Annotated in this window: 15 protein-coding genes; 6 read left to right on the top strand and 9 right to left on the bottom strand. The window is 69.4% G+C overall.

From position 1 onward, the window contains the following. Window position 1: 1 nt before the first annotated feature. The 4 genes from IR212_RS03415 to IR212_RS03400 form a co-directional block, all read right to left on the bottom strand. A complete protein-coding gene (locus tag IR212_RS03415; protein WP_194398502.1) occupies window positions 2-1,339 on the bottom strand; it encodes a NosD domain-containing protein in 1,338 nt (445 codons plus the stop codon). A gap of 23 nt (window positions 1,340-1,362) precedes the next feature. Beyond that, window positions 1,363-2,199 carry a carbohydrate ABC transporter permease gene (locus IR212_RS03410; protein WP_194397596.1) on the bottom strand — a complete coding sequence of 279 codons (837 nt, stop codon included), beginning with the start codon at window positions 2,197-2,199 and terminating at the stop codon, window positions 1,363-1,365. Further along, window positions 2,196-3,050, bottom strand: a complete 855-nt coding sequence (locus tag IR212_RS03405; protein WP_194398501.1) for an ABC transporter permease subunit — start codon at window positions 3,048-3,050, stop codon at window positions 2,196-2,198. The genes IR212_RS03410 and IR212_RS03405 overlap by 4 nt, the downstream gene beginning before the upstream one ends. 146 nt (window positions 3,051-3,196) lie before the next feature. After that, window positions 3,197-4,519, bottom strand: a complete 1,323-nt coding sequence (locus tag IR212_RS03400) for an ABC transporter substrate-binding protein (RefSeq protein ID WP_194397595.1) — start codon at window positions 4,517-4,519, stop codon at window positions 3,197-3,199. 207 nt (window positions 4,520-4,726) lie between these two features. Here IR212_RS03400 and IR212_RS03395 point away from each other — a divergent pair, with 207 nt between their 5' ends. Further along, window positions 4,727-5,584, top strand: coding sequence for an NmrA/HSCARG family protein (locus IR212_RS03395; RefSeq protein ID WP_194397594.1), 858 nt, complete (start codon window positions 4,727-4,729; stop codon window positions 5,582-5,584). Window positions 5,585-5,638: 54 nt separating this feature from the next. Here the strand turns inward: IR212_RS03395 and IR212_RS03390 are convergent, their stop codons facing one another. Continuing rightward, window positions 5,639-6,223 (bottom strand): helix-turn-helix domain-containing protein, encoded by a 585-nt coding sequence (locus tag IR212_RS03390; RefSeq protein WP_194397593.1) that lies wholly within the window; start codon window positions 6,221-6,223, stop codon window positions 5,639-5,641. Between the two features lie 86 nt (window positions 6,224-6,309). Between IR212_RS03390 and speB the strand changes: the two genes are divergently transcribed. The 4 genes from speB to IR212_RS03370 are packed head-to-tail and all read left to right on the top strand — an operon-like array spanning window position 6,310 to window position 9,799. Next, a complete protein-coding gene (speB, locus tag IR212_RS03385) occupies window positions 6,310-7,284 on the top strand; it encodes an agmatinase (protein ID WP_194397592.1) in 975 nt (324 codons plus the stop codon). Window positions 7,285-7,317: 33 nt separating this feature from the next. Further along, window positions 7,318-7,707 (top strand): YybH family protein, encoded by a 390-nt coding sequence (locus IR212_RS03380; RefSeq protein ID WP_194397591.1) that lies wholly within the window; start codon window positions 7,318-7,320, stop codon window positions 7,705-7,707. A 57-nt stretch (window positions 7,708-7,764) separates the two neighbouring features. Further along, entirely contained in the window at window positions 7,765-9,156 is a 1,392-nt protein-coding gene (locus tag IR212_RS03375) for a purine-cytosine permease family protein (RefSeq protein WP_194397590.1), read from the top strand. Window positions 9,157-9,163: 7 nt separating this feature from the next. Beyond that, on the top strand, window positions 9,164-9,799 hold the full coding sequence (locus IR212_RS03370) for a cyclase family protein (RefSeq protein WP_194397589.1): 636 nt from the start codon (window positions 9,164-9,166) through the stop codon (window positions 9,797-9,799). Window positions 9,800-9,876: 77 nt separating this feature from the next. Here IR212_RS03370 and IR212_RS03365 read toward each other — a convergent pair whose 3' ends face one another. The 4 genes from IR212_RS03365 to IR212_RS03350 form a co-directional block, all read right to left on the bottom strand. Further along, entirely contained in the window at window positions 9,877-13,080 is a 3,204-nt protein-coding gene (locus IR212_RS03365; RefSeq protein WP_194397588.1) for a M14 family metallopeptidase, read from the bottom strand. Window positions 13,081-13,310: 230 nt separating this feature from the next. Then, a complete protein-coding gene (locus IR212_RS03360; RefSeq protein ID WP_194397587.1) occupies window positions 13,311-13,589 on the bottom strand; it encodes a hypothetical protein in 279 nt (92 codons plus the stop codon). Beyond that, a complete protein-coding gene (locus IR212_RS03355; protein WP_194397586.1) occupies window positions 13,573-13,887 on the bottom strand; it encodes a TraR/DksA family transcriptional regulator in 315 nt (104 codons plus the stop codon). Before IR212_RS03355 ends, IR212_RS03360 begins: the two co-directional genes overlap by 17 nt. Window positions 13,888-13,965: 78 nt before the next feature. Next, window positions 13,966-14,130, bottom strand: coding sequence for a hypothetical protein (locus IR212_RS03350; protein ID WP_194398756.1), 165 nt, complete (start codon window positions 14,128-14,130; stop codon window positions 13,966-13,968). Between IR212_RS03350 and IR212_RS03345 the strand changes: the two genes are divergently transcribed. Then, window positions 14,120-14,401: a hypothetical protein gene (locus IR212_RS03345; protein WP_194398755.1), complete on the top strand. Its 282-nt coding sequence runs from the start codon at window positions 14,120-14,122 to the stop codon at window positions 14,399-14,401. The genes IR212_RS03350 and IR212_RS03345 overlap by 11 nt on opposite strands. Window positions 14,402-14,487 lie beyond the last annotated feature (86 nt).

The following is a 14,487-nucleotide window of genomic DNA, read 5'->3' as shown; positions in this document are numbered from 1 at the left end:
TCTACGATCCGACCGACGGCGTGGCCCGGAACGCGTTCACTGCTCTGTCTACGACAACTTCGTCGTCGGTTCCACAATCCAGGACCGTGTTGCGGGTAGATGCGGCATCCACCATCACCGCCGTCACGGCGAGGCGCTGCGACGCGCGGGTCGCCAGCAGCGCGTCGACCTGCGCCTCGAAGCAGTCGTCGCTCGCCTCGGCATCGACGTCGAGCGCGACGACGTGGTTGCTGGCGAGATGATTTCCCTCGCCGCCCGCCAGCCGCAGGATCACCGGGCGGGAGCCTGCGGGACGGATGCCTCGGGCCGCGACGATCTCGGAGAAGTGATTGCCGATCACCGAGTTGTTGCTGCCGTCGATCCGCACCAGGCCGTAGTCGTCGTCGAGCCCGTTGTCGACGCCGAAGAACGGCGTCCACGGCTCGTGGTCGCGCAGGAAGTGGTTGGAGGCCACGAGGTTCTCGGAGCTGCCGTCCTCGAGCACCACCATCCCCGGATAGAAGGAGTGAAGGCGGTTGCTCGTCACACTCGACCGCGTCACGCCGCGCAAGTGCACGCTGCTCGACCCGCGCGGGAACACGTTGTTCGCGGTCACGAGCAGTCCGCCGTGGTTCTCGGCGTAGATCGAGTGCCCCTTCGGGCCGGCGCCGATGTGGTTGCCGGTGATCTTCGACGCCTGACCCCAGCCACGCAGCTCGATGCAGCTGCCGCACTCGGCGATGAAGTTGTCGTGGATCGACAGCGCGTCGGCGTTGTGGAAGACGACCGCATGCTCGAGGTAGACGAACCCCATGCCGGTGACGCGACACGAGTCGTTGGCGTCGACGACGAGGATGCCTGTCTTGCCGTTGACGTACGAGTTCTCGGCGTTGCCGTCAGCGCCCTCGCCGGTGAAGTGCAGCCCGTCGATGCAGAAGTCCACGAACTCGATCGAGCTGATCCGCGGACGGCCGGGGCGCGCCACGAGGAAGGCGGCGCGGTCGCGATCGCCCTCGCCATCGGGAAGATCGACGAGGACGCGGCTGCCGCCCGGCCAGAGCTCGTGGAGGTCGGGCCACTCGGACTCGGGGACGTTGAACCGGATGCTCGACGACGTGAAGCCGTGCCCTGCTCCCTGGATCCGCAGGAAGCTGATGTCGATCACCACCTGGGTGCGGAGGCGGTAGTCCCCAGGCGGGAGGTGGATCACCGCACCCGGCGCGCCACGGCCGGTCGCGGCATCCGTCGTCGACTGCCGGGTCTTGACGTCGGCGATGATGCTGTTGATCACCGCCCCGACGTCGTCATGGGGATCACCGTGCGGCCAGGCCGTCACGTCGTAGTGGGTGGTGCTGTGCATGAGTTCTCCGTCGTGCATCCCGGTCAGCCTTTGACGGCGCCGAGGGTGAGGCCGGCGACGATGTGCCGCTGCAGGATGAGCGTCAGCAGGATGACGGGCACCGAGTAGACCGCGGCGAGCGCGGTCATGCCGCCCCAGTCGAGGCCGAACTGGCTCTGGAAGTTCGCGATCACGACCGGCGTCGTCTGCGCCCGCACCGAGGTGAGCAGCAGTGCGAAGAGGAACTCGTTCCACGACGCGAGGAACGCGAAGATCGCGGTCACCGCGAGGCCGCCCGACACCACCGGCAGCACGACCCGTGCCATGGCCTGCAGGCGGTTGCAGCCGTCGACCTCGGCGGCTTCGCTCAGCTCGTCGGGCACGGCTTCGAAGAAGCTCGCCATGAGCCAGATCGACAGCGGGAGCGAGATGGTGGTGTGCGCGATCGCGAGCCCGAACGACGTGTCGGTGAGGCCGAGCGTGCGCATCACCTCGATGAGCGGCGCGCCGACCGCGATGGTCGGCACCATGCGGGTCACGAGCGCCGCGACGATGAACACGCGGCCGCTCGGCGTGCGGAACCTCGTGATCGCGTAGGCGGCGGGGACCGCCAGCACCAGCGAGATCACCGTCGAGATCACGGCGGTGACCACGCTGTTGATGAGCGCCGCGGGGACGCCCTCGCGGGTGAGCGCCGAGATGTAGTTGTCGAGCGTCCACACGTCGGGCCATACCGACGGCGGCACCGCGATGGCCTCCATCGGCGGCTTGAACGACGTGAGAAGCAGGTAGAGGAACGGGAAGCCGTAGAGGATGATCGCGGCGGCGAGCAGCACCCACAGCAGGATGCGGCTCTTTCCCTGAGTCTCGAGAGGATTCATCGTGCGCTGCCTCCTGGCCGCCAGATCAGCATGATCGCGGCGATCGCCACGGCCAGCATGACGATGAGATAGACGGTGCCCATGGCGCTTGCGAGGCCGGGATCGCCGAATCGGGTCATGGTGCGATAGATCAGCAGGCTGAGCGTCGTGGTGCTCCCCTGCGGACCACCGTCGGTCTGGATCAGGATGATGTCGAACGCCCGTGCCGCGTCGATGCCACGCACGATCAGCGCGACGGCGATCACCGGGCGCAGCAGCGGGATGATGATGCTGAAGAGTATCCGCGGGTAGCGGGCTCCGTCGATGCGCGCCGCCTCGATGACGTCGCCCGGGACGTTCTGCAGCCCCGCGAACAGCACGAGCGTGATGAAGGATGTCGTCAGCCAGATGTCGGGGATCGCGACCGAGAACAGCGCGATGTTCGGGTCGCTGAGCCACTGGATCTGGCTGGGACTCGACAGGATGCCGGCCTCGTACAGCAGCTGGTTGACGATGCCGAAGTTGTCGATGAGCAGGAACCGCCACAGCAGGCCCGCCACGACGGGCGCGATCATCAGCGGGTACATGAAGACGGTGCGGAACACGGCCGACCGGCGACCGAGCGCGGTGAACAGGAGCGCCACCGCGAGGCCGAGCACGAACTCGGCGGCGACCACGAACACGGTGTAGACGACCGTGCGGACGGACGCCGACTGGAAGGCCTCCGACGCGAACGCCGTCGCGTAGTTCGCGAAGCCCACGAAGGTGCGGGGAGCGCCGGCGAACGGCGAGATCTCGAAGAAGCTGTCGTAGACGAACCGGACCAGCGGCCACAGCACGAAGGCGGCGAGGAACAGGGCCGCCGGTGCCATGAGGACCAGCGCGAAGCGGCGGTCGCCGGCGTCCTTGCTGAGGTGTCGACCCGGCTTGCGGGTCCCCCCGGTCGGGGCGGCAAGTGCCGCCCCGACCGGGTTCGGAGGTGCGAGAGTCACCACGGGTTGCTTTCTGGACGGATCGTCTACTCGACGATCGACTCGATCTGGGACTTCGCGTCGGAGAGCAGCTGCGTGGTGTCGGCGCCGGGTTCGACGGCCTTCTGGAGCATCGGCACGAGCACCGAGTCGACGATCTCCTGCCACTGCGGGGTCGCCGGGCGCGGCAGCGACTGCGGGGACTCGAGCGTGGCGACGAGAGCCGGGTAGTTCTCGAAGCCCGCCTCCCCCTCCTTGCTTTCGAAGGCGCTCTTGCGGGCGACGAGACCGAGCGAGGTGTCGGCGGCGAGCTCGTTGTGCTCGTAGGCGAACGCAATGAACTCCTTCGCCGCGTCCTGGTTGTCTCCGGATGCCGGGACAGACAGGTACCACGCACCGGGAACGCCCGCCACCCCGCCCGGGCCGCCGATCATCGGTGCGACGCCGATGCTGTCCTTGACGGGCGAGTCGTCGGGCGTCTGTCGGTAGGCGTGGCCCCAGAACCGCATCATCGCGAGGCTGCCCTGGTAGAAGAGGTTCTGCGAGCCGCCCCAGTCGAGCTGCGCGGCGCCGGACGGCGCGTACGGCAGCAGGCTGATGTAGTAGTCGAGCGCCTCCTGGTGCTCTGCGCTGTCGATCGTGACCTGGCCGCTCTCGGAGTCGACGACCATGTGGTCTTCGCCGGCCTGCGAGACTGTTGCGAGCCATTCGGTCTCGACGGCGCCCTTCACGTCGGTGCCGTAGAGGTCGACCGCGCCGTCGCCGTCGGTGTCGCGTGTGAAGAACTCCGCAACGTCGCGGTACTCCTCCCACGTCGTCGGCGCCGCCAGCGGGTAGCCGTACTGCGCTTCGAAGTCCGCCATGTTGGCGGGGTCTTCGAAGAGGTCGGTGCGGTAGAAGAGCACCTCGGAGTTCGTCCAGACCGGCATGCCGACGAATGTCCCGTCGACCTGAGCCTCGCTGACGAGGCCGCCGAATAGGTCGGACTCGACCTCGTCGGTGAACAGGTCGTCGAGCGGAGCGAGGCCGGGCGCGAACGCCGGCAGCCAGATCGCGTCGAGCGCCGCGATGTCGAACGACGGGTCGCCGGCCTGCAGCTCCGACGAGATGCGGTCGTACAGACCCGAGTACGGAAGCTCGACGAGGGTGATCTCGGTGCCGGTCTCTTCTGTGTAGAGATCGGCGATCGGCTGCAGTTCGGCCTTGCCGCCGCCCTCGACGACGACGGTGAGCCCGCCAGCTCCCTCGGTGGCTCCTCCGCTCGGGGCGCCGGCGCCGCACCCCGCGAGGGTGCCGACGGCGAGACCCAGGGCTGCGACGGCGACGATCCCGCGCCGCCCGTGAGTGATCGCGTGCTTGCGAAGCTTCATCACTTCGACTCCATTTCCTGACGTGTAGAGAGATGGTGAGCTGTGTGCCAAGACGTTTTGCCAAAACGTCTTGGCACGACGGTAGCGAATCGGCTTCCGCTGCGTCAAGCGCGAATGCCGCCTGCATCGGCCTGACGGCGGATCGCCCGCCGCCGTGCAATCACGACAGGCGCGACGCCGCGCCGATGTCGTGGGGAAGTGACGTCCATGTCGACGACGGGACGAACGATCGCGGTCCTCGGTGCCACGGGCCGCCAAGGTGGGCAGGTCGCGCGCCGGCTGCTCGAGGAGGGGTGGACCGTCCGCGCGCTGACCCGCTCGCCGGACGGGAAGAAGGCGGCGGAGCTGCAGCGGCTCGGGGCCGACGTCGTCCGCGCCGACCTGAAGGATCCCGCGTCGCTCGCCGCCGCGTTCGCCGGCGTCCACGGCGTCTACAGCGTCCAGCTGCCGCGGGCCGGGTCCATCGAGGTCGAGATCGATCAGGGCCGCAACGTCGCCGCCGCGGCAGCCGGCGCACACGTTCAGCACGTCGTGTACGGGTCAGCCGGGCTCGACGATCAGAAGCGCGACATCGAGCAGTGGGACGCCAAGATCGAGCTCGCGCAGGGCTTCCGCCGGCTCGGCCTCCCGCTGACCGTCCTGCGACCGATGGCGTTCATGGAGCTCATGACCGACCCGACGTACTTTCCGCAGACCTCCACCTGGTACACGATGCCGAAGCTCCTCGGAGAGGATTACCCCGTCGCATGGCTCAGCGTGCGGGACCTCGGAGCCATCGCGGCGAAGGCGTTCGACGACCCGGATCGCTTCGCCGGGCGAGACCTGAACCTCGCGTCGGACCTCAGGTCCATCGCGCAGTGCCGCGAGATCTACCGTGACGTGCGCGGGCGCACGCCACCGCGCTTCCCCATGCCGCTGTTCGTCTTCCGCCGCTTCGTCGGGAACGACCTCATCACGATGTGGCGCTGGCTGCACGACCACCCACTGCAGGCCGACACCGCCGAGACGCGCGAGATCCTCCCCGAGGCGATGGACGTGCGCACCTGGCTGGCGACCACGAGCTGAGGCATCCGTCTTCAGCACACCGCCGGCGAGCACGCCGACGTCACCGCCGCGGACCTACGCCGACCCGCTCCACGGCGCCGGCACGATCACCCACAGCACCGACGCCGGCTCGCCACCGGTGACGTGCCAGGTGTGCGGTTCGCGCCCGGGGAAGGTGAGGGCGTCCCCCGGGGCCAGCTCCACCGACCGGTCGGCGAAGCGCACGGTCAGGCTGCCGGCGAGCACGTGGAGCACCTCGACGTCGCAGTTGATCGTGTAGAGGTCCGAGCCGCCGTGGGCGTCGGGCTCGAGCTCCGACCGCAGCAGCTGCACGCGATGCTCGCTGCGCGGCGACATCAGTCGCTCGTCGGCGTGGACGCCGCCGAGGTTGATGCGCGGCGCCTCGGCCAGCGAGATCCGCTGGATCTCGGGCTCGGCGAACAACGCGCCGACCGGCAGCGACAGCACCTGGCACAGCTGCACCAGGGTCGCCACGCTGGGCGACGTCTCGTCGCGCTCGACCCGGCTGAGGAATCCCTTGGACAGACCGGTGGTGTCGGCGAGTTGACCGAGCGACATGCCCTGCCCGGTGCGGGCGGCGCGCAGCCGGGCGCCGATGGGCGTTGCGTTCGGGTCGGCGTCGGGGTGAATTGCTCGCACGGTCGTCCTACCAACACTTGACGCGCCGGGTCGCCGGGCGTAGCTTCGGGATGCAGTTGCTTGTAACGTACCAAAGGTTGTCATATATGCAACATCCCGATCCCGCGACAGACGCCCCGCAGCAGGCCGAGCCGGTCGGGCCCGTCGACGCCAGCGTGGTTCCCCGGTTCGCCGGCATCGCGACGTTCGCGCGTCTCCCCCGGCTCGACGAAGTGGGCCGCGCCGACGTGGCGGTCGTGGGCGTGCCCTTCGACAGCGGAGTCAGCTACCGCCCGGGCGCACGTTTCGGACCCTCGCACGTGCGCGAGGCGTCGCGCCTCCTCCGGCCGTACAACCCGGCACAGGACGTGTTCCCATTCGGCGCGCAGCAGGTCGCCGACGCCGGAGACCTCATCGGCAACCCGTTCGACATCGCCGCCGCGGTCGCCGAGATCGAGGCCGGCGCACGCGAGCTTCGCACCCGCGCCGACCGGCTCGTCGTCATCGGCGGCGACCACACCATCGCGTTGCCGCTGCTGCGCGCGGTTCACGCCGAGCACGGTCCCGTCGCGGTGCTGCACTTCGACGCGCACCTCGACACGTGGGACACGTACTTCGGCGCGCCGACGACGCACGGCACGCCGTTCCGCCGCGCGTCGGAGGAGGGCCTCATCGATCTGACGGCGAGCATGCACGTCGGCATCCGCGGCCCGCTCTACGCCAAGAGCGACCTCGAAGACGACGAGCGCCTCGGCTTCGCGATCGTCTCGAGCGAGTTCGTCGAGGAGCAGGGCGTCGAGGCGGCCGTCGAACGCATCCGCGCCCGCGTCGGCGACAAGCCGCTCTACATCTCGATCGACATCGACGTGCTCGACCCCGCGCACGCCCCCGGCACCGGCACCCCCGAGGCCGGCGGCCTCACCAGCCGGGAACTGCTCCGGATGCTGCGTGCTCTGACCGATCTGCAGATCGTCGGCGCCGACGTGGTCGAGGTGGCCCCGGCCTACGACCACGCCCAGCTGACCGCGGTGGCGGCGAGCCATGTGGTGTACGAGCTGCTGAGCGCGATGGCGCCGAGGTAGCGGCATCCGTTCCCGATCTTCGAAGGAGAAGCCATGACGACACCCGACCCCGCGGCCGTCGAAGCGGCGGCGGCCGCCATCGTCGACGCGTTCGCCGCAACCGACACCGATCGCTACTTCGCCGGCTTCGCACGCGACGCGACCTTCGTCTTCCACACCGAGCCGAGCCGGCTCGACGACCGCGCCGCCTACGAGCGGCTGTGGCAGGAGTGGCTCCAGAGCGGCTGGCGCGTGACGTCGTGCACCTCGAGCGACCGCCGCGTGCAGGTGTTCGACGGCGGCGCCGTCTTCACCCACAGCGTCGACACCGCGGTCACGACCGCCGACGGCCCGGAGTCGTACCGCGAGCGCGAGACCATCGTCTTCGCGGTCCGCGGCGACGATCTGGTCGCCGTGCACGAGCACCTCTCCCCCCTCACCTGAATCTCCCCGTTCCCGCACCCCATCCCCGTCCCGCATCCACCCGAAGGAGCCCCGAAGATGTCGCTCTACACCCGCCTCGAGCAGCGACTCGAAGCCCAGTCCGACGACGCCGGACCCGTCCGCGGCACGTACTCGACCGGCCGCCTGCTGATGATCTGGCTGGCGGCGAACCTCGTCGTCACCACCCTGCTCACCGGCACGCTCTTCATCCCCGACGTGCCGTACGGGCTGGTGCTGCTGCTGATCGTGGTGGGCACGGTCGCCGGCGCGGCGGTGCTCGTGGCCGTCGGGACGATCGGCCGGCGCACCGGCCTGCCGACCATGGCGCTCACGCGCGGACCCTTCGGCACGCGAGGGAGCCTGCTGCCGGTGGCGGCGAACGTGCTCATCCTGATGGGCTGGAGCTGGGTGCAGGCGATGCTCGCCGGCATCGCGCTGGACTACATCGTGGCGAGCGTCACCGGCTTCTCCAGCCCGGTGATCTTCGCCGTGCTGTGCCAGACGATCGTGGTGATCCTCGCCATCTTCGGGCATGCCGGTGTGGCCCGGGTGGAGCCGTGGTTCGCTGCGGTCATCCTCGCCATCGCCGCCTACATCTTCGTCGTCGCGTTCACCTCGTTCAGCCCCGCCGAGTTCGCTGCCATCCCGGCCACCGCGGAGCCCTTCTACTCGCCCGGCCTCGTGTTCGACGTCGTGCTCGCCACCGCGATCTCGTGGACCGTGCTCTCGGCCGACTTCAACCGCTTCGCCGGCAGCACCCGCGCGAGCATCATCGGCTCGGGCGTCGGCTACACGCTGTCGACCGTCATCTCGATGTCGCTCGGCGCCACCGCCATGGGTTACGTCATCCTCAGCGGCGGCGAGGCGATCCCGTTCGACCCGGTCACGATCATCGACCCCTTCGGCTGGGTGTTCGGCCTCGCCATCTTCCTGTCGGTCATGGCCACCAACACGATGGTCGTCTACGGCATGGTGACCACGGTCGTGAACGCGGTGCCCGGCACGCGCATCAAGTTCCTGCCGACGGCCATCGTGCTCGGCGTGATCTCGATCATCGGCGCCACGTTCTTCGGGCTGCTCACCCAGTTCACGACGTTCCTCGTGACGATCGGCGCCCTGTTCGCCCCGATCTTCGCGATCATGATCGTCGACTACTACCTGATCAAGCGCAGCTCGTACGAGGCCGACATCCTGCAGCCGAAGGGCGGTCGCTACTGGTACACGGGCGGGGTGAACTGGCTCGCGATCGCCGCGTGGGCGGTCGGCGCTGTGCTCGCCTACGTGTGGGCGTACGTGTGGCCGCTGCCGTTCGGGTCCACCGCACCGGCGTTCCTCGTCACGTTCGTGCTGTACCTGCTGGTGTCGCTGCCTACCCGCCGCAAGGAGCCGTTCACACCGGTCGGCAATCTGGCCGACGCGCCCGTGACCGTTCGCCCTGCCGGAGTGTGACGATCGGATGCTGCGCGACCTGAGTCACCCGATCCTCGACGGCATGATGGTCTACCCCGGTGACCCCGAGGTGACCATCCGCCCTGCCCTGACGCTCGCGACCGACGGGGTCGCCGTCGCCCAGCTGGACCTCGGATCCCACACCGGCACCCACGTCGACGCGCCGGCGCACACCGTCCCCGGCGGTCGGACGATGGCCGACGTGACGCTCGACGAGCTCGTCGGCGACGCGCTGGTGATCCGGGTGCGTGATGTCGGCGAAGGCGAACAGTACGGCTGGGATGCCTTGACCGCCGCGGCCGACATCCCCGCGGCGGTGCCGGGGATCGTGGTCGTCTACACCGGGTGGGCGCAGTGGTTCGGGTCGGGCCGCGGGTTGCGGCATCCGTCCCTCGATCCCGCTGCGGCGCGCGAGCTCATGGCGCGCGGCATGCGGGTGCTCGCGGTCGACACGCTGAGTCCCTTCCCGACCGGGTCGGACGGCGGCTTTCCGGTACACGACGTGGTGCTCGGCGGCGACGGGCTCATCGTCGAGAACGTGACCGGGCTCGACGACCTCCCCGCCCAGGTGCGGGTCGGATTCTTCCCGTTGAAGCTCGACGGGGACGGCGCGCCGGTGCGGGGAGTCGCGTTCGTCGACTGACCCGCACGCGGGCAAAGAGGAACGGATGCCGCCCCGGCTCGCGCCGGCGCGGCATCCGTTTTCCTTGCTCGTTTCGGTCAGAGCCCGAAGTGATCGAGCATGCGGCCGACGACCAGGGCCCGCTGCTCCGGGGTGACCAGCTGCTCCAGACCGAAGCCGAAGAGCAGCGTGTCCTCCGTGGCAGTCACGGAAGCGAGCTCGGCGAGACCGTCCGCGCGCTCCCAGTCGGAGGAGTTCTCCGGACTGTCCTCGGGAGCGCCGAGCACCTGCCAAGCGCCGAGGCCCTCCTCGAAGCCCTCGGCCTGAGACGTGCCGGCCGTGCTGACCAGCTTCGTGTCGTCGATGATGACACCGAGGCCGCCCGTCGCCGGGTCGGTCACGTAGCTCACGACGATCTCGACCTGGCCACCCGCGTACGCGCTCAGGTCGTACGAGACGGGCACCCACAGCGAGGAGCCGGTCAGGGCGTTCCAGTCGCCCGTCGCACCTGGAGTTGTGCACGGGTTGCCCGGCGTCAGGTAGTTGAGCAGCCACGGGTGCAGCGCGAGGAGGAAGCCCGCCTCGCACTCCGTCGGAACCGCCGGACTCGTCGCTCCGCCCGCCTCGGGAAGGGTGGTCCACGCGTCGTCACCGGCGCCGGCGGGACGCGCCTCGACGATGACGTTGTCGTAGCCGGCCTCGAGGTCGAACCCGATCTGCGCCTGGAACGCCGGTGCGTTCGCCGCCGTCAGCGCCGTCAGGTCGTATGTCCGGCCGAGCCGCTGATAGCCGTCGTCGATATGGCCCGCCGCTGCCGCCCACTCGCCTTCGACCGCGTCGAACGGGTCGGGGTACTCGGCGGCGCCCTCGCTCGCGAACTGCGGGAACTCGTCGACCGGCAGGACATCGCTCGTCACGATGAACGCCCCCACCTCGTCGATCGCGTTGCCGACCGTCGCCGGTCCCCCGAACTCGAGCGTCAGACCGTCGAGCGGCGCAGCGACGCCCGCGGTGCCCGTCTGCGCTCCGGAGTCCTGTCGCCCGTACGCCCCCATCCAATACTGGGTGAAGTCATCGGCGAGCAGGAGGCAGTCCGAGAACGGATCGGACGTGACGACGCAGTCCTCTTCGGGAGCCCCGTCGAGGCCGTACCAGATGCCGCCGAAGAGGCCGGCTCCGAGGCCGTAGTACGCGGTCGTCTCCCCGTCGTAGGCGACCTTCCCGCCCTCGTTGAGGTAGTCGCGCATCGCGATCGTCAGGTACTGCTGGCGCTCGGCGACCGCGAGGTCGGGAATGTCCGAGCCGAAGTACGAGGTGAACACGTCCTCCTGGTCCTGCGTCAGCCGATTGTCGCCCAGGTACCAGACCACCGCGTCGTAGTGGCTCAGCACACCGAGATCGTGAGGCACGCCCTGCGCGTCCACGTCCCAGACGTCCGGCGTCACCTCGTTCGCCAGGAGTGCGTCGACGTGCGCGCCGAGATGCTTGAGGCCGTTGTTGCGCGGTGTCGTCTCGGGGTTGTACCCCTTGTAGTCCTCGTTCGCGACGACGAGCACGGAGTGGCCCGTGTCCTGGGCGACCTCGTAGGTGAAGTGCGCGCTCTCTCGCGGCCCCGCCTTCTCCCCCTTCGGCAGATCATTGGCCGATGCCACGCCCGTGAACCACACCTCGACGGAATCGCCGGGCTTCGCGCCGCGCACGACGCCCCGGTACTCGGCGTAGTAGTCGTCGTTCTCGAATCCGTAGCGTTCTCCGCCGTCCCACTCCGACACGCTCGCCTGGACGGCACGCCCTCCGTTGATCGAGTACATGAGCTTCTTGGCCTTCAGCGCGCGCTGCGCGGTGACGGCCACCGTCTGCGGGTCGCCGTACGACACCGAGAAGGTGTCGACGCGGAACTCCTCGGCGTCGCGTCCGACCACCGACACCGGGTCGTCGGGGTCTTTCGCCGACTCGGCCACCGCGAGGGCGAACGGCACGTTCTTCGCGAACTCCGCCTGGATGAGCTGCTCGTCGTCGGGGAAGTCGAAGCCCTGCAGGTTGTCGCCGCAGTCGGCCTCCGTCCAGTCGTCATCGGGATCGGATGCCACCGCCGCCAGGCACGTCGACATCTCGGGCGTGAACCCGAGCGTGCCGTACGCCTCCTGCATGTGGGAGTCGATGTCGCCGTTCGTCGTGTACAGCTCCGCGGAGATGTCGGGGTCGTAGCCGGGAACAGCCGGGTCGGCGTCGTCACCGACCATCGCCTCGTAGATCACGTCATCGGGCGACGGAGTCGCGACCTGCCAGCCGATGCCGTGCAGCAGGAGCTCGGCTGCGGAGTGGTAGTTGATGAAGAACTGAGGCGTGATCTTCGCGAACAGGTCGTAGAGCGCCTGGGACTCCGGCTCGGAGCCGGGCGACGGCCCGCGATAGGTGAGGCTGCTCGGGTTCGGCGACGATCCCTCGTTGTCGTAGCCCCAGCGCGTCGGGGAGTTGCGGTTCAGGTCGACGCCGTCGCCGCCGTCGATCACCGTGTTGCTGTTGTTGTCGCGCAGGTTCTTGCGCCACAGGCGGGTTCCGGGGTCGTCCGGCGTCGGGGCCACCTCGAAGGTGAAGTCGTAGCCGTCAGGGTTCGCCACGGGGATGAACCACATCTCGGTGGTCCGCACCAGGTCGGTGACCTTGGGGTCGCTGCCGTACGAGGTCAGCACCTGGTCGAGGAGGCGGCGCACCATCTCGGGCGTGATCCACTCTCGTGCGTGCTGTGCGGCCAGGAACACCGTCGTCGGCCGCTTGCCCTGGGCGACCCTGCCGGGGTCGCGCGTCACGCGGACCGCCTGCATCGGCGTTCCCATCCACGTCTTACCGAAGGTGACGAGCTGCGCGATGTCGGGGTACGCGGCGGCCTGTGCCGCCAGCTCCTCCGCGATGCCGCCCTCGCCGAGGTAGGGACGGAAGACGCCCTCGGCGACCGCTTCTGCCTGGAAGGAGCGCGCCCCCGGACCGGCAGCTCCGCCGTCGACCACCGGCTGCAGGTCGATGCCGCCGGCGCGGACCTGCTCGGCCTGCACCGAGGGCAGGACGACCTGGACGACGAACGTGCCGTCCGCGCCGGGCTGCACCATCAGCTCACCCTCCGCACGGTCCACACCGAGTTCGGCGATCGTTGCGAGACCGTCCGCGTCGACGGTGGCCTCGTACACCCCCACGCCGACGTCGTCCGCGACCTCTTCCGGCGGCGGACTGGCCATGGCCGGCCCCACCCCGATCCCGGAGATGACCAATGCGACGGCGGTGGCGACGGCGAGCTCACGGAACATGCGTTCCCCCTTGCGCGGATGCGTGTGAAGAGCCGGGTTGATCACCCGGCCGCCCGCTCGCGGAGGTTCGCCGCGATGCGAACGATCCTCATCTTGGCCCTCGTCCACAGGCGGGTCAACAGACTCCGTTGCGGCACCTGTTCGGCGTCGGCGGAGCCGCTTCCGCGCAGCTGGACGGCGAGCTCCACTCTCGTTGCGGAGGCACTCCCCAGGAGCGCCGGGGGCCTGGCCTACCCGAGGGCGACGAAGCGAGCCGTGGCCCCGCGGAAGGTGCTCGCGGGGCCGGCGTCGGCGTCGCCCCGGTCCGCGCGCCGGTCCGCGGTGCGCTCGTCGCGGTGACCGGCGAGCCGCCGGTGCACGACCCCACGGCCGGCGCGCGGGTGCAGCAGCGCGCCCGCCCGCTCGAGAACGCGGCCGCGCAGGTGCGCGAGGGACCCAGCCGCCCGTGCATGGGGGACCGGTGGGAGAGAGGGGATCTCGACCGGCTTGCAGTTACGCGGCGTCGACATGGCTCTGACATTCGATGCAGGCGGCGGCGTACGGGAGCACTTCGAGCCGCGCGGGTGCGATCTCGCGACCGCAGCGGGTGCATCGCCCGTACGTCCCCTGGGTGATCCGGTTCAGTGCGGCGCTGATCTGCTCGATCGCGACGCGGTGAGAGGCTGCCGTCTGGTACGCGACGGGGTCGATGCTCGGGAGGGCGAACGGCTCGATCTCCTGCAGGGCGCTGAGGCGCTCTTCGAGCTGCCGCTCGAGCTCGTGCTGGGCGCCGGCGAGCGGGGCCGACGCGGTGGTGTCGATGGTCATGCTTGCTCCTCGGGGTACAAAAAAAGCGCCGCAGGTGCGACGCGGGATGTCCGGATGGACCGATCGGTGAGGACCGGTCTACGGGGGCGCGACGCCACGGGTGGGCTGCAGGAGCAGCGCATCCGCGCCGGTCCGCCGGGGCGGGAGCACCTCGTGCCGGGCGCCCGCGATCTCGACCACCGCCGTCACCACGGAGGCGTCGACAAGACGCTCCGAGCGGTGGGGACGGGCCATGGCGGTCATGGCCATCACCATAGCCGGGATTCAGAAAAAGGCAAGTCAGCGGTTTTTTTCTGAGTTCTGGTCGCGAATTGACTTTCCCGAAAAGCGGGCTATGGTCGAGGGTTCACCCGCCAGCCAGAAGGGGAAGCGAGGAGTCATGTCGGATAGATCACCGCGTGGACGCGGCGCGAAGAAGGTCGCGCAGTCGTCGCTCAAGGAGAAGCGCGCCGAGAAGCGCGCGAGCCAGGAGTCGAGGGCGTTCATCAAGCCGCGCAAGGGCGCGTCGGGCTGACCGAACGGCGCGGGCTCCTCATCGCGAGGAGCCCGCGGCATCCATCCGCTCTGCGCTCGGGAGCATGGCGACCACACGAATCACTC

Origin of the sequence: Microbacterium atlanticum (genome assembly GCF_015277815.1) — a bacterium.
Lineage (GTDB): Bacteria > Actinomycetota > Actinomycetes > Actinomycetales > Microbacteriaceae > Microbacterium > Microbacterium atlanticum.
Note: the sequence above shows the minus strand (reverse complement) of the source record. Positions and strands in the feature narration are given on the sequence as shown.

Bases quoted from the DNA above. Each gene is read 5' to 3' on its own strand.
- IR212_RS03415 (WP_194398502.1), bottom strand. From the start codon at position 1,339: ATGCACAGCACCACCCACTACGACGTGACGGCCTGGCCGCACGGTGAT.
- IR212_RS03410 (WP_194397596.1), bottom strand. From the start codon at position 2,199: ATGAATCCTCTCGAGACTCAGGGAAAGAGCCGCATCCTGCTGTGGGTG.
- IR212_RS03405 (WP_194398501.1), bottom strand. From the start codon at position 3,050: ATGGCACCGGCGGCCCTGTTCCTCGCCGCCTTCGTGCTGTGGCCGCTG.
- IR212_RS03400 (WP_194397595.1), bottom strand. From the start codon at position 4,519: ATGAAGCTTCGCAAGCACGCGATCACTCACGGGCGGCGCGGGATCGTC.
- IR212_RS03395 (WP_194397594.1), top strand. From the start codon at position 4,727: ATGTCGACGACGGGACGAACGATCGCGGTCCTCGGTGCCACGGGCCGC.
- speB (WP_194397592.1), top strand. From the start codon at position 6,310: ATGCAACATCCCGATCCCGCGACAGACGCCCCGCAGCAGGCCGAGCCG.
- IR212_RS03380 (WP_194397591.1), top strand. From the start codon at position 7,318: ATGACGACACCCGACCCCGCGGCCGTCGAAGCGGCGGCGGCCGCCATC.
- IR212_RS03375 (WP_194397590.1), top strand. From the start codon at position 7,765: ATGTCGCTCTACACCCGCCTCGAGCAGCGACTCGAAGCCCAGTCCGAC.
- IR212_RS03370 (WP_194397589.1), top strand. From the start codon at position 9,164: ATGCTGCGCGACCTGAGTCACCCGATCCTCGACGGCATGATGGTCTAC.
- IR212_RS03365 (WP_194397588.1), bottom strand. From the start codon at position 13,080: ATGTTCCGTGAGCTCGCCGTCGCCACCGCCGTCGCATTGGTCATCTCC.
- IR212_RS03360 (WP_194397587.1), bottom strand. From the start codon at position 13,589: ATGTCGACGCCGCGTAACTGCAAGCCGGTCGAGATCCCCTCTCTCCCA.
- IR212_RS03355 (WP_194397586.1), bottom strand. From the start codon at position 13,887: ATGACCATCGACACCACCGCGTCGGCCCCGCTCGCCGGCGCCCAGCAC.
- IR212_RS03345 (WP_194398755.1), top strand. From the start codon at position 14,120: ATGGCGGTCATGGCCATCACCATAGCCGGGATTCAGAAAAAGGCAAGT.
- IR212_RS03350 (WP_194398756.1), bottom strand. From the start codon at position 14,130: ATGACCGCCATGGCCCGTCCCCACCGCTCGGAGCGTCTTGTCGACGCC.